We start from the raw sequence: 14026 nt of genomic DNA on the forward strand, positions 1-14026 counted from the left end.
TTCAGGCCGGGTTGTCGATGTCGATGAAGACATGCTCGAGTCCGTGCGCCGCCGCCACCTGCGCTGCCACGGCCGGGGCACCGTAGCGCTCGGTCGCATGGTGGCCGCAGGCCAGGAAGGCCACGCCCGTCTCGCGGGCGTAATGCGCCTGCGGCTCCGAGATCTCGCCGGTGAGGAAGGCATCCGCCCCTGCAGCGATGGCGGCCTCGAAGAAGCCCTGCGCCCCACCGGTGCACCAAGCGATGCGGCGCAGCGGCCGGCCGTCGCCGGGCACCACGGTCACCGGGCGGCCCAGCCGCGACTCGACGTGCCGGCCCAGCGCCGCGGCGCCGTCGAACGCCGTGCCGGCCTCGGGCGTGCCGAGCCAGCCCAGGTCCTGCTCGCCGAAGCGTGTGGCCTGCGCCTCCAGCCCGAGCACGCGGCCGAGCTGCGCGTTGTTGCCCAGCAGCGGATGCGCGTCCAGGGGCAGGTGGTAGGCGAACAGGTTGACGTCGTGGCCGATCAGCAGGCCCAGGCGCTGGCGCATCCAGCCGGTCACCCGGCCGTCCTGGCCGCGCCAGAACAGCCCGTGGTGCACGAAGAGCGCATCCGCACCTTCGGCAATGGCGGCCTCGATGAAGGCCCGGCTGGCCGTCACGCCCGAGACGATCTTGCGGATCTCGGCGCGGCCCTCGACCTGCAGGCCGTTGGGGCCGTAGTCCTTGAAGCGGTCGGGCGTCAGCAGGGCATCGAAGGACTGCAGGAGGGCGGATCGGGACAGGCTCATCCGCGCATTGTCGCGGCCTGCATCGGCTGGCCCCGGACGGCCAGCGGCAACCATGCCAGCACGAAGCCCAGCACGGCCAGCGCGCCGACGTAGTGGGCGGGCGCCATCAGGTCGCGCTGCAGCCACAGCGTCAGGATCACCGGCGTCAGACCGCCGAAGATGGCATAGGCCATGTTGTAGGCGAAGGACAGGCCCGAGAAGCGCACGGGCGCCGGGAAGGCCCGCACGCTCGCGATCGGCACCGTGGCGATGGTGCCCACGAACAGCCCGACCAGTCCGTAATGCCAGAACAGCGACGCGGTGGTGCCCGGCAGGCCGGTGTAGAACAGGTAGGCCGTGATGAAGAGGCCCGCCCAGCCGACCAGCATGGTGGGGCGCGTGCCGAAGCGGTCGCAGGCCCAGCCGACGAGCACGCAGCCCAGCGTCAGCATGAACGTGGCCAGGGCATTGGCCTCCAGCGCGACGGCGGCCGGAACGTGGTGCACCTTCTGCAGGTAGGTGGGCGTGTACAGCACCACCACGACGATGGCGGCCGACAGCACCCAGGTCAGCAGCGCAACGTACAGTACCGGCGCGCGGTGGTCGCGCACGATGGTCTTGAGCGGCAGCTCGGCGGCCACGCTGCGGCGCTGCGCCAGCTCCTGGAACACCGGCGTCTCGTGCAGGAAGCGGCGCAGGTACACCGACACCAGGCCGAACACGCCGCCCAGGATGAAGGGAATCCGCCAGGCGAAGTCGCTCACCTCGGCCGGCGCGTAGTGCGTGTTGATGGCCACTGCCACCAGCGAGCCCAGCAGGATGCCGCCGGTGATGCCAGCCGTGAGCGTGCCCACGCCCAGACCGTAGCGTTGCGCCGGCACGTGCTCGCCGATGAAGACCCAGGCGCCCGGCATCTCGCCGCCGATGGCAGCGCCCTGCAGCACGCGCATGGCCAGCAGCAGCAGCGGCGCGGCCACGCCGATGGCGGCATAGGTGGGCAGCAGGCCGATCACCAGCGTCGGCACGGCCATGAGGAAGATCGACAGCGAGAACATGCGCTTGCGCCCCAGCAGGTCGCCGAAGTGCGCGATGACGATGCCGCCCACCGGCCGGGCCAGGTAGCCGGCGGCGAAGATGCCGAAGGTCTGCAGCTGGCGCAGCCAGTCCGGCATGTCGGCCGGAAAGAACAGGCCGCCGATCACGGCAGCGAAGAAGACATAGATGACGAAGTCGTAGAACTCGAGCGTGCCGCCCAGCGCGGACAGCGCGAGCGTCTTGTAGTCCCGCGCGGTCAACGGGCGCGGGCCGGCGGCGGCGCCGGCGAATGGGGAAGCAGAAGACATGGAAAAACCCAACCGGCGGAGACGGCCGCCGCCGGCGCCCGGCACAGGTCGGGCGCGAATCGAGGCGAGAAAGGGGCGAGGACGAGCGGCGCGCAGCAGGCGACCGGATGGGTCGCGCCCGGGCCACGTCGGGCAGGCCGGATAGGCCAAGGGGCAGGATTTTAGGGTTTACCCGCTCTCCGGGTCCGGGACGGGCGCTTGTCCGACGGCCGCGACACGGCCCGTCCAGGGGTCATCAGCGACAATCCCGGGCCCCGCGGGGACGCTCCCTGCATTTTTTCCTGCCTCTGGTTTCCTCATGAAGCGCATCTGGCTGCTTTTCGCCCAGGCCGTCACGGTCCTGCTGGCTGCCTATTTCGTCCTCGTCACGCTCAAGCCCGACTGGGTGCGCCGCGGCAGCACCTCGCTGGGCGGCGTCGTGTCGATCGTCGAGGCGCCATCGGCGCCCACGGCCGAGGCGGCACCGGGCAGCTTCGCGGCCGCCGCGCAGAAGGCGGCACCGGCGGTGGTGAGCATCAACACCAGCAAAGCCGCGCCGCGCCATCCGCGCTCCAACGACCCGTGGTTCCGCTTCTTCTTCGGCGACCAGGGCAGCGAGCAGCCGCAGATCGGCCTGGGCAGCGGCGTGATCGTGAGCAGCGATGGCTACATCCTGACCAACAACCATGTGGTCGAGGGCGCCGACGAGATCGAGGTCACGCTCAACGACGGCCGCCATGCGACCGGCCGGCTCATCGGCACCGACCCCGACACCGACCTGGCCGTCATCCGCATCGCGCTCGACAAGCTGCCGGTCGTGGTGCTGGGCAACTCGGACGCGCTGCGCGTCGGCGACCAGGTGCTCGCCATCGGCAATCCCTTCGGCGTGGGCCAGACGGTGACCAGCGGCATCGTCTCCGCACTGGGACGCAACCAGCTGGGCATCAACACCTTCGAAAACTTCATCCAGACCGACGCCGCCATCAACCCCGGCAACTCCGGCGGCGCGCTGATCGACACGCAGGGCAACCTGCAGGGCATCAACACGGCCATCTATTCGCGCTCCGGCGGCAGCATGGGCATCGGCTTCGCCATTCCGGTCTCCACGGCCAAGCAGGTGCTCGAAGGCATCGTCAAGGACGGCCGAGTGACGCGCGGCTGGATCGGCGTGGAGCCCGCCACGCTGACGCCGGAGATGGCCGAGACCTTCGGCGTCAAGGCGACGCAGGGCGTCATCATCACCGGCGTGCTGCAGAACGCGCCGGCGGCGCAGGCGGGCATCCGGCCGGGCGACGTGATCACCGGCGTGGACGACAAGGCCATCGGCAACGTGCAGGAGTTGCTCACCGCGGTGGCGGGACTCAAGCCCGGCACCGGCAGCCGCTTCCAGGTCCAGCGCGGCAACGACCGGGTGGAACTGGACGTCACCGCCGGCACCCGGCCCGCCACGCCGGTGCGCCGGCAGCAGCCGGAATAGAGACGCCAGGGATTTCGGCCGGCGGTCCAGCCCCGCGGCCGAACCGTTGCCGGCGCTTACTGCCCGGTCGGCCCCGCCGTCTCCTCGCTGCGCTCCTCCTCGGACTTGGTGGCGCGCGAGAAATAGCCCGCGGCCACGATGCCCACCTCGTACAGCAGGCACATGGGCACCGCCAGCGCCAGTTGCGAGATCACGTCCGGCGGCGTCACCACGGCGGCGACGACGAAGGACAGCACGATGAAGTAGCCGCGGAAGCTGCGCAGCTTCTCGATCGTGACCATCTCGAAGCGCACCAGCAGCATGACCACGATCGGCACCTGGAAGGCCAGGCCGAAGGCGATGTAGAGCGACAGGATCGACTCCACATACGACGAAATGTCCGGCGTTGCCGCCACCGACGGCGGCGTGAAGCGCTGGATGAAGGCGAACATCTTGTCCAGCACGAAGAACTGCACGAAGGCGATGCCGGAATAGGCCAGGAAGCTGCCGAAGATGATGAGCGGCAGTGCGAAGCGCTTCTCATGGCTGTAAAGGCCCGGCGCCACGAAGGCCCAGATCTGGTACATCAGCCAGGGCAGCGCCAGCAGCACCGCCGCCATGCCCAGCACCTTCAGCGGCACGAAGAAGGGCGAGAACACACCCACCGCGATCAGCTTGGCATCGGGCGGCATGTGGGCCTTGATGGGCACCGCGATCCAGTCGATCAGCCCGGCCGGCCCGGGCCAGAAGGCCAGCAGCGCAGCGGCAGCGGCAATGCCGTAGATGCAGTAGAGCAGCCGGTCGCGCAGCTCGACCAGATGGGCGACGAAGGGCTGCTCGGTGCCCGCGAGCTCGTCTTCTTTGTTGTTGGAATTCGAATCAGCCATCAGAGGTCACCGCGTGGCTGGATCAGCGCACAGAAACGGGAGGAAAGTGAAAGACGGCGCGCCGGGCCCAGGCGGCCCGCGCTGCCTCAACCGCCAGGCCGCGGCCGGTGCCGGGCCACTCGCGCAGCGCCGGACTGCGTCCGCGTGCGCAGCTTGTTGCGCGCCTTGTACCAGTGCGGCACGGCGCCCTGCTTCAGGCGCCAGTTCTTCTTGGGATGGCGGTAGACCGGGTACACCGGCGCCGCCTCGTACGACGTGGCCGGCGTCACCGTGTCCAGGCCCGACAGGTCGTCCTGCACCTGGCCGGCATGGTCGCGGATGCTCTGCTCGACCTCGCGCGCAGCACCCACCACGCCGTCCTTCATCTTGCGAAGCTCATCCAGCTCCATCGAGCGGTTGACCTCCGCCTTGACGTCGTTGACGTAGCGCTGCGCCTTGCCCAGCAGGGTGCCCACGGTACGGGCCACCCGCGGCAGCTTCTCGGGGCCGATCACCACCAGTGCCACAGCGCCGATCAACGCCATCTTGGAAATGCCGAGATCGATCACCGCGACGTCCTTGCCTCAGGGATGGCGTGCTGCACGGCTCAGGACTTCTGGCGTGCCTCGACGTCGATGGTGGACTTGTCGGCCGCAGGCTGGCCGGTGACCTGCTGATGCGGGGCCGATGCGGCCGGCGCGTCGGACGAGGAACCGTCCTTCATGCCGTCCTTGAAACCCTTGACCGCACCGCCCAGGTCCGAGCCCATGTTCTTGAGCTTCTTGGTGCCGAACACCATGACCACGATGAGCAGCACGATCAGCCAGTGCCAGATGGAAAACGAACCCATGGAATGCTCCTAACAATGTTGAAATTCTAGACCGCCGGCGGCCTCAGCCCTTGAGCCAGGGACGCGGACCGCCCATGACGTGGACATGGAGATGGTGCACTTCCTGCCCGCCTTCCTGGCCCGTGTTGACGACGACACGGAAACCGCCTTCGGGATAGGCACCGCAGCCCTGCGCCAGCGCCAGGCGCGGTGCCAGCGTCATGATGCGGCCCATCAGGCCGGCATCCTCCGGCCCGAGCTGGGCCATCGAGGGAATATGACGCTTGGGCACGATCAGGAAGTGCACCGGCGCCCAGGGCGCGATGTCGTGGAAAGCGAGCAGTTCCTCGTCCTCGTACACCTTGTTGGAAGGAATCTTGCCTTCCACGATCTTGCAGAAGATGCAGTCGTGCTCTGCCATTCGAATCGGTCTCCAGGGCAACAGGGGTCAAACGGCCACAGCAGGTCCGCCGCGCCTCAGGCGATGGCCACCGCGTCCATCGGGCGGCCGGCATTCATCCGCACCATGCCCTTGACGATGCGGTAGAGGAACCAGAGGGATATGAGGCTCCAGGCGATGAAGCCCGGCAGCAGGAAGATCAGCCATAGCCAGGAGGTCAGCACATACAGCAGCCCGGCCCACAGCACCGACCGGATGCGCCAGCTGAAATGGGAGGCCTGCCAGGTGCCCGCCGCATCATCGCGCTTGACGAAGTCGATCAGCAGTGCGAGCAGCAGCAACAGGACGGACACCTGCGCGCCCGGCACCACCGCAGCGACGGCGACGATCAGGTGCAGCACATAGCTCACCCAGCCGATGGTGCGCAGCGAGTCGCCGCGATCCACCTCGATGATGTCCCTGTTGCTCATGCGATCCCCTTCAGAGTTTGTATTGCAGCGACGGCGCGGCGATGTGCGCCGGGCGACGCTCAGTCGCCCGCGGCCTCACGGGCCTGCGCCTTGCGCAGCGCCTTTTCCTCGATGCCGCTGGTGCCCTCGCGCCGCGCCAGCTCAGCCGCGACGTCCCGGGGCGCCAGCCCATAGTGCGCCAGCGCCACCATGCTGTGGAACCACAGATCGGCCACTTCGTTCACAATTTTTTGGCGGTCGGCGCCGTGGTCGGCGTCCTTGCAGGCCATCACCACCTCGGTGGCTTCCTCGCCGATCTTCTTGAGAAAGCCGTCGGGGCCCTTGTGGAGCAGGCGGGCGACGTAGCTCTGGCCCGGGTCGCCCCCGGCAGCGGGCTTGCGGGCGTCGATGACGGCGGCCAGCCGGTCCAGCACATCCGCCGTGCCGCTGGCCGGCGTGGAATCGTGGTCACTCATGATTGGTAGATGGCACCGGGATCCTTGAGGACCGGCTCGACGCTGACCCATTGGCCGTCGACGTATTTCTGGAAGAAGCAGCTGTGACGCCCCGTGTGGCAGGCGATGCCGGGATCATGGCCCTCCTGCGTGACAGAAAGCAGCACGACGTCGTTGTCGCAGTCCAGGCGCAGTTCGTGCACACGCTGCACATGGCCGGACTCCTCGCCCTTGAACCAGAGCTTGCCGCGCGAGCGGCTGAAATACACCGCACGCCCGGTCTCCACCGTCTTTGCGAGGGCCTCCCGGTTCATCCAAGCGAACATCAGGATGTCCTTGCTGCCGTGCTCCTGGGCGATCGCCGGCACCAGCCCGGCCGCATCCCAGCGCACTTCGTCAAGCCATGTTGTCATGAGCGCATTGTCACCCAGCAACACCGGAACAAATCAGTTGGCCCGGGCGCCGAAAGGCCGTTAAACTCACTTCGACTGAATCCGCCATCCAGATCGTCTGGCTGGGCCGCACACCTTTTTATAGGGGAACTGCCATGAACTTCGCTCGTCTCGTTTCCGCAGCGGCTGCCGCTGCCCTCATCGCCGCTCCCATGGTGGCCGGCGCCCAGACCGCTCCCGCTGCTGCTGGCGGCGGTGGCGCGGGTGGTGGTGCCGCCACCGCAGCCGGCATCGGCGGCCTGTCCGTCGGCGCCACGGTGGCCGTGGTCGTCGCAGCCGGCGTCGTCGTCGGTGCAGCCGCCAGCTCGGGTGGCGACAGCGGCGGTGGCAACTTCATTCTGCCCGGCACGGGCACGACCGGCACCACCGGCACCCGGTGAGGCCCGGCATCCTCCCCCGCGGGAGGGTGCGATCCACGCAACAGCGGCCTTCGATGCTGAATCCAAGGCCGCTTTGTTGCGTCCTGGCAACGCTCTTTCTTGCAGCATGCGGCACCGGCGGCGGTGCGACTTTCGAGAGTGCGCGCTACGTGGTCGAACGGGCCAGTGGCCGCATCGACGAGAGGCAACCCGTCTTCAACCCCGCGTTTCGTTACCTTCGCGCCACGCGGGGTGACTCGGTGGCGTATCTGGTGCTCGGCTACGTGGACCCTACACCGGAAGGACCGGTCGAGGTCTGGTACACGGGCGAGCGCGAAGTGATCCGCCTGCGAGATGGTCGCCTGGTCGGCACCTCGGGATTGACGGTGGACTGGCGCACCACCCGGTTGGCCGATGCGCCGAGCTGGCAGCGGCTGCTTTCCGGCCAAGGTGGCATCAGCTTCGACCGCGCACGCGACGTGATGCCCGGCTACCACGCCGACATCCAGGAAAAAGTGAACGTCTCTCGTCTGAATGCCTACAAACCGGCTGCGCTCAAGGGTCGCCCCGCCTCCCAGCTGACGTGGTTCGAAGAGCGTGCAGTCCCCCGCTCTTTCGACAGCCCGGCCCTGCCGCCCGCGCATTTCGGTGTCGCCCGGGACGCGGAAGGCGCACCTTTTGTTGTTTATTCGGAACAGTGCTTGAGCCCCGACGTCTGCTACACCTTCGAGCGCTGGACGCCCTCCGTCGCCAGCCGCACGCCGACCGCAGGCTCATGACCACCTGCGAGCGCGCGTCCCGCCTGCACCCCCTCACGCTCCACCTGTTTGCCGCGCTCTGCCTGGGCACGGCGGGCGGCGCGCTGGCGCAGAACGCGGCAGGCACCCTGCCTGCTGCCGGCACCGAGGCGACGCCGACGCGGCCCGGCGAGCGCCTGAGCCAATGGCTACTCCAGCAGTCCCCCCGACCGGCGGACCCTGGCGTGGCATGGCTGGTGCCGCAGGAAAAGCTTCCCCAGCAGTACCTGCGCAACGTGCTGCTGATCCATTTCGAGCGTTCCGCGGCGCAGCGTTCCGGAGAGGACCGCGCCATCCGCCAGCGGCTGCTGGGCTGGCTGCACACCCTGCCCGCGACAGGCCGGGTCGCGCTCGGCATCGTGGATCCGCGCTGGCTGGAGGTGAACCCGGGCCAGGATCCGGTGGCTGGCGACCGTGCGCGTTTCGTGCTGCCGCAGGATGCCACAGGCGACGTCGTCGTGGTCCAGCCGGACGGCACTCTCTGCCACGTTCGGCATGCCAGCGGCCGCTGGGTGGGCGATTACCTGCGGGCCTGCGGCCGGCTGGATGGCACCGACTGGGCCTGGATCGCGCAGGCCGACGGCCGCACCGCGCGCATGGGCGTGGCGGCGTGGAACCGGGAGGCGGGCGTGGAGCCCGCGCCCGGCGCCTGGGTCTGGGCACCGCCCCGGTCCATGGAGGACATGGTCGCGGCCTCCGAAGGCCTCATCAAGTTCCTGGGAACGCAGGGCCCCGCGCCCTCGGCCGCGCGTGCGGCATTCCAGCCGGTACCGACGCCAAACGACGGCGCGGCCACGACACCTGTCCCCACTCCCGCGCTGCCGGGCGGCTTCGCGGCGACCGGCAGCCTGCCCGCCATGCCAGCCGCCTGGCCGCGCCCTCTGGATGGCAGCGCCAACGACTGGGGCGAGATCGGCCTGCTGCAGACGCCCACCGCCCGCATGAGCGCGGCCGGCGAGGTGCGCACCTCCTACAGCTCGGTGTGGCCCTACAGCCGGCTCAACGTGATGTTCCAGCCCTTCGACTGGATGGAGGCCGGATTCCGCTACACCAGCGTCTCCAACCGCGAGTACGGACCGCAGTTCCCCAACCAGAGCTACAAGGACAAGAGCATCGACGTCAAGTTCAGGTTGCTGCGCGAGTCGGCCCGTGTGCCTGAGTTGTCACTGGGCTTTCGCGACATCGGCGGCACCGGCCTGTTCTCGAGCGAGTACTTCGTCGCCAACAAGCGCTTCGGCGACCTGGACGTCAGCCTGGGCATCGGCTGGGGCTACCTGGGCGCGAGCGGCAACATCAGCAACCCGCTGCGGCTGATCAGCAACCGATTCGCCACGCGGCCCGGCTCCGACAACACCGGCGAGGCCAACCTCAACGCCTATTTCCGCGGGCCGGCCGCCCTGTTCGGCGGCGTCCAGTGGCAGACGCCGTGGTATCCGCTCACGCTCAAGCTGGAATACGACGGCAACAACTACCAGAACGAGCCGCTCGCCAACCCGTTGCCGCGGCGCTCGCCGCTCAACGTCGGGCTGGCCTACAAGCTGGCGCAGAACGTGACGCTGTCCGCCGGCTTCGAGCGTGGCGAACGGTTCATGATCGGCCTGACGGTGGGCGGCAACCTGTCCACGGCCCAGGTGCCCAAGCTGCTGGATCCGCCGCCGCCCAACTTCGTGCCCGGTGCGCCGGCCAATCCGCCGGGCTGGCAGGAGACGGCGGCGCAGATCGAAGCGCAGACGGGCTGGCGCGTCCTGCGCATCGCGCCTAACGGCGACGTGCTGCACCTGTGGGTGACCGACGCCAACACCGTCTACCGCGACACGCGCACCGAGCGCGCCGTGGCCGTGCTGCACCGCGACGCGCCGGCGGCCATCCGCTCCTTCGTCATCCACTACGAGGAGCGCGGCCTGCCCCTGCATGCGCAGGCCATCGCCCGCGACGAATGGGTGCGCGCCCGCACCGAGCCGCTGCCGCCTCACCTGGCGCGCGACGTCACGCGCCGCGACTATGCGCCGGAACCCCAGCCGCAGCCCGACACGCTGCTGACGCCCGTGGCCGAGGGCAAGCCGGGCCAGACCGGCGCCGCCTGGCTGCGGCCGACGGACACCTTCACCTTCGGCGTGTCGCCCTACTTCAACCAGATCATCGGCGGCCCCAACAGCTTCGCCCTGGTAGAGCTGGGCGCGCGGGCCAGTGCCCAGTACAACTTCTCGCAACAGACCTGGCTGCAGGGTACGGTCAACCTGCGCCTGGCCGACAACTACAAGGGCTTCACCTACGACGCCCCCAGCGGCCTGCCGCGCGTGCGCACCGACCAGCGTCTCTACCTGACGACCAGCCGCGTCACGATTCCGAACCTGCAGCTCACGCACGTCGGCCAGCTGACCAAGGACCAGTTCTACAGCGTCTACGGCGGCTACCTCGAGCCGATGTTTGCCGGCGTGGGCGCCGAGTGGCTGTACCGGCCCTGGGGCAGCCGCTGGGCCTTCGGCATCGACGTCAACCGCGTGCGCCAGCGCGAGTTCGACCAGCACCTGGGCCTGCGCGACTACCGCGTCAACACCGGCCATGCCTCGCTGTACTGGAACACCGGCTGGAACGGCGTGCTGGTGCGCGTGAGCGCGGGCCAGTACTTGGCGGGCGACCGCGGCGCCACGCTCGACATCGCCAAGCGCTTCGACAACGGCCTGACGCTGGGCGCCTATGCGACCAAGACCAACGTGTCGGCGGCGCAGTTCGGCGAGGGCAGCTTCGACAAGGGCATCTACCTGTCGATCCCGCTGGACGCCCTGCTGCCGCGTTCGAGCCGCTCGCTCATCGGCTTCAACTGGTCGCCACTGACCCGCGACGGCGGCGCCCGCCTGGGCCGCGCCGTCTCGCTCTACGACCTGACCTACATCCGCGACCCGGACGCCTTCCGCTTCGGGCCGCCGCCGAGCCAGGCGCCAAGGGCGGGCGACAATATTCTGGACTTCGATGCCAAGTACTGACGCCCTGGCCGCGGTTAGCATCCGCGCGCCGCGCAGCCACCCTGCGCGCCGCGCCTCGATTTCCCCTTGGGCGCCCACGGCCTCCATCGGCCCCTGCGCCCATTCTTCCCCTGCCCCCGACGCCCTCCGGTTCCCGTTGATTCCATGAAGTCCCTCCTCGTCATCTGCGTCGGCAACATCTGCCGCAGCCCCATGGCCGAGGCCCTGCTGGCGCAGCAACTGCCCGACCTCAAGGTGAGTTCCGCCGGCACCGGCGCACTGATCGGCCATGCCGCCGACCCCATGGCCCAGACGCTCATGACCGAGCGCGGCATCGACATCGGCCAGCATCGCGCCCGCCAGGTGAGCCGCGCCCTGTGCCAGGACAACGATCTCATCCTGACGATGGACGACGGCCAGAAGCGCTTCCTCGAGCAGACCTATCCCTTCGTGCGCGGCAAGGTCTACCGCATCGGCGAGGCCGCCAAGCTGAACGTGCCCGATCCCTACAAGCTCAGCCGCGACGCGTTCGAGAACGCGCTGCAACTCATCGATGCCGGCGTCCAGCACTGGGCAGCGCGCATCCGCAAACTCTCATGAAGCCCCCTGCCTCCGCGGCCAGCCCCATGCAAACCACCCCCGCCCACGCCGTCGACAAGGATGACGACGAGATCCATCTGGCCGAGTATTTCGACATCCTGGTCGACAACAAGTGGCTGGTGGCCGGCATCACCGCACTGGCCCTGGTCCTCGGCGCCGCCTATGCGCTGCTGTCCACGCCCATCTACCAGTCCAACCTGCTGATCCAGGTCGAGGACGCGGCCCCCGACGCCAAGGGCTTCCTGGGCGACGCGTCCAGCCTGTTCGAGGTGAAGACGCCCGCCACCGGCGAGATCCAGGTGCTGCGTTCGCGCCTGGTCATCGGCGGCGCGGTGGATGCCACACGCTTCTACATCGATGCCAAGCCGGACTACGTGCCGCTGGTGGGCGAATGGCTGTCGCGCCGCGCCAAGTCGCTGTCCAAGCCGCTGTCCTTCCCGGGGCTGAGCGGCCATGTGTACGGCACCGAGAAGATCGCCGTCGGCCGCTTCGTCGTGCCGGCCGAGCTGGAAGACCAGAAGCCCTTCATCGTGGAAGCGCTGGGCGACGGCCGCTACGAGCTCACGCATCCCGACCTCGACCAGCCGATCACCGGCCGCGTCGGCGAACAGGTGGTGCACAAGACGCCCCTGGGCGACATCGAGATCAAGATCGACACGCTGGACGCCCTGCCCGGCGCCAAGTTCGTCGTGCACCGCTACTCGCGCCTGCGCACCATCGAGGACCTCCAGCGCCGCATCCAGCCGAGCGAGCAGGGCCGGCAGTCCAACGTGATCAGCGTGGCGCTGGAAGACAGCGACCGCGCGCGCCTGACGTCCATCCTGAACGCGGTCGCGGCCCAGTACGTCGAACAGAACCGCGAGCGCAAGGCCGCCGAAGCCGAACGCACGCTGGGCTTCCTGGACGAACAGTTGCCCGAGTTCAAGAAGCAGCTCGAGCGCTCGGAGGACGCGTACACCCGCTTCCGCAACCAGAATTCCACCGTCGCCTTCGACGAGGAGGCCAAGGGCACGCTGGCGCAGATCGTCGAACTCCAGGGCAAGCTGCTCGAGGCACAGCAGAAACGCCGCGAGCTGGCGTCGCTCTACACCGCCAACCATCCGCGCATCCAGACCATCGACCAGCAGATCGGGCTGATCCAGAAGGATATCAATGCCCTCAACGCCCGCGTGGGACGCATGCCCACCATCCAGCAGGACGCCTTCCGCTTCGAGCGCGACGTGCGCGTGGGCAGCCAGCTCTACCAGTCGCTGCTGAACAACTCGCTGCAGTTGCGCCTGGTCAAGGAAGGCAAGACCGGCAACGTGCGCCTGCTCGACCCGGCCGTCCCGCCGCGCCTGCCCGTCAAGCCGCAGAAGGGCCTGATCGTGGCCCTGGCCGGCGTGCTGGGCCTGCTGGCCGGCGTCGCCCTGGCCTTCGTGCGCAGCATGTTCTTCAGCGGCATCCGCAACCCGCAGGAGATCGAGAACCACACCGGTATGAGCGTGATGTCGGTGATCCCGTACACCGCCGAGCAGGGTGCGCTGGAAGCCCGCATGGAGACGGGCCAGAAGGGCGTGCACGTGCTGACGGTGACCAATCCCGACAGCACGGCCGTCGAGAGCGTGCGCAGCCTGCGCATCGCGCTGCAGTTCGCGCTGCTCGAAGGCGAGAACAACCGCGTGCTGATCACCGGCCCGACGCCTGGCATCGGCAAGAGCTTCGTCTCGGCCAATTTCGCCGCCATCATGGCCGCGGCCGGCAAGCGGGTGCTGCTGATGGACGCCGACATGCGCAAGGGCTACATCAACAAGCAGTTCGGCCTCAAGCGCGAAGGCGGCCTGTCGGAACTGCTGCTGGGCGACCTGACGCTCGAGCAGGCCGTGCATGCCCAGGTGGTGCCCAACCTGGACGTGATGACCACGGGCCGCTATCCGCCCAACCCGGCGGACATGCTGCTCTCCGACACCTTCGGCCGCCTGCTGGACACGCTGTCCGCCCAGTACGACCTGGTGGTCATGGACGCGCCGCCGGTGCTGGTGGCCGCCGATGCGGCCGCCGCCGGCGCCCATGCAGCGGTGGTGCTGCTGGTGGCCCGCGCCGACCAGACCCAGATGGGCGAGCTGGTCGAGAGCACCAAACGCCTGCGCCAGGGCAACGTCACGCCGGCCGGCGTGGTGTTCAACGCCATGGACATGACGCGCCGCCACTACGGCAGCCAGGGCTACCGCTACGGCGGCTACCGCTACACCGAGTACAAGTACAAGAGCTGATCACGGCGGGCCCCTCGGCCGCTGCCTGCCACAGCACGGCGGTGGCGGACCGGCTCGCGGTTCGCACCGGCTTCGCGCTGC

General features: G+C 68.8%; 15 protein-coding genes. 6 read left to right on the forward strand and 9 right to left on the reverse strand.

Annotated elements, in window-relative coordinates; genetic code table 11:
* Position 1: 1 nt before the first annotated feature.
* Both NS331_RS02375 and NS331_RS02380 read right to left on the reverse strand, forming a co-directional pair.
* On the reverse strand, positions 2-766 hold the full coding sequence (locus NS331_RS02375) for a Nif3-like dinuclear metal center hexameric protein (RefSeq protein ID WP_058640412.1): 765 nt from the start codon (positions 764-766) through the stop codon (positions 2-4).
* Positions 763-2088 carry an MFS transporter gene (locus tag NS331_RS02380; RefSeq protein ID WP_058640413.1) on the reverse strand — a complete coding sequence of 442 codons (1326 nt, stop codon included), beginning with the start codon at positions 2086-2088 and terminating at the stop codon, positions 763-765. Before NS331_RS02380 ends, NS331_RS02375 begins: the two co-directional genes overlap by 4 nt.
* A 298-nt stretch (positions 2089-2386) precedes the next feature.
* Here NS331_RS02380 and NS331_RS02385 point away from each other — a divergent pair, with 298 nt between their 5' ends.
* Positions 2387-3544 carry a S1C family serine protease gene (locus tag NS331_RS02385; RefSeq protein ID WP_058640414.1) on the forward strand — a complete coding sequence of 386 codons (1158 nt, stop codon included), beginning with the start codon at positions 2387-2389 and terminating at the stop codon, positions 3542-3544.
* A 56-nt stretch (positions 3545-3600) separates the two neighbouring features.
* On the opposite strand, the gene tatC is transcribed toward NS331_RS02385, so the two are convergent.
* The 7 genes from tatC to hisI all read right to left on the reverse strand — a co-directional run bounded on the left by tatC (position 3601) and on the right by hisI (position 6935).
* Complete coding sequence (gene tatC, locus NS331_RS02390) at positions 3601-4410, reverse strand: twin-arginine translocase subunit TatC (protein WP_058640415.1); 810 nt, start codon at positions 4408-4410, stop codon at positions 3601-3603.
* 86 nt (positions 4411-4496) lie between these two features.
* Entirely contained in the window at positions 4497-4958 is a 462-nt protein-coding gene (tatB, locus tag NS331_RS02395) for a Sec-independent protein translocase protein TatB (RefSeq protein ID WP_058640416.1), read from the reverse strand.
* A gap of 38 nt (positions 4959-4996) precedes the next feature.
* Positions 4997-5239, reverse strand: a complete 243-nt coding sequence (gene tatA / locus NS331_RS02400; protein ID WP_058640417.1) for a Sec-independent protein translocase subunit TatA — start codon at positions 5237-5239, stop codon at positions 4997-4999.
* 43 nt (positions 5240-5282) lie between these two features.
* Positions 5283-5639, reverse strand: a complete 357-nt coding sequence (locus tag NS331_RS02405; protein WP_058640418.1) for a histidine triad nucleotide-binding protein — start codon at positions 5637-5639, stop codon at positions 5283-5285.
* Between the two features lie 56 nt (positions 5640-5695).
* On the reverse strand, positions 5696-6088 hold the full coding sequence (locus NS331_RS02410) for a DUF4870 family protein (protein WP_058640419.1): 393 nt from the start codon (positions 6086-6088) through the stop codon (positions 5696-5698).
* A gap of 59 nt (positions 6089-6147) precedes the next feature.
* Positions 6148-6543 (reverse strand): phosphoribosyl-ATP diphosphatase, encoded by a 396-nt coding sequence (locus NS331_RS02415; RefSeq protein ID WP_058640420.1) that lies wholly within the window; start codon positions 6541-6543, stop codon positions 6148-6150.
* Positions 6540-6935 (reverse strand): phosphoribosyl-AMP cyclohydrolase, encoded by a 396-nt coding sequence (hisI, locus tag NS331_RS02420; RefSeq protein WP_058640421.1) that lies wholly within the window; start codon positions 6933-6935, stop codon positions 6540-6542. The genes NS331_RS02415 and hisI overlap by 4 nt, the downstream gene beginning before the upstream one ends.
* A 134-nt stretch (positions 6936-7069) precedes the next feature.
* Here hisI and NS331_RS25985 point away from each other — a divergent pair, with 134 nt between their 5' ends.
* The 5 genes from NS331_RS25985 to NS331_RS02445 all read left to right on the forward strand — a co-directional run bounded on the left by NS331_RS25985 (position 7070) and on the right by NS331_RS02445 (position 13945).
* Entirely contained in the window at positions 7070-7354 is a 285-nt protein-coding gene (locus NS331_RS25985; protein WP_153012722.1) for a hypothetical protein, read from the forward strand.
* 53 nt (positions 7355-7407) lie between these two features.
* Positions 7408-8112 carry a YjbF family lipoprotein gene (locus NS331_RS02430; RefSeq protein ID WP_082702212.1) on the forward strand — a complete coding sequence of 235 codons (705 nt, stop codon included), beginning with the start codon at positions 7408-7410 and terminating at the stop codon, positions 8110-8112.
* Complete coding sequence (locus NS331_RS02435; RefSeq protein ID WP_058640423.1) at positions 8109-11114, forward strand: YjbH domain-containing protein; 3006 nt, start codon at positions 8109-8111, stop codon at positions 11112-11114. The genes NS331_RS02430 and NS331_RS02435 overlap by 4 nt, the downstream gene beginning before the upstream one ends.
* 144 nt (positions 11115-11258) lie before the next feature.
* Complete coding sequence (locus NS331_RS02440; RefSeq protein WP_058640424.1) at positions 11259-11693, forward strand: low molecular weight protein-tyrosine-phosphatase; 435 nt, start codon at positions 11259-11261, stop codon at positions 11691-11693.
* Between the two features lie 26 nt (positions 11694-11719).
* Positions 11720-13945 (forward strand): polysaccharide biosynthesis tyrosine autokinase, encoded by a 2226-nt coding sequence (locus tag NS331_RS02445; RefSeq protein ID WP_153012723.1) that lies wholly within the window; start codon positions 11720-11722, stop codon positions 13943-13945.
* Positions 13946-14026: the final 81 nt, after the last annotated feature.

This window comes from Pseudacidovorax intermedius, assembly GCF_001476815.1.
Classification (GTDB): domain Bacteria; phylum Pseudomonadota; class Gammaproteobacteria; order Burkholderiales; family Burkholderiaceae_C; genus Xenophilus; species Xenophilus intermedius_A.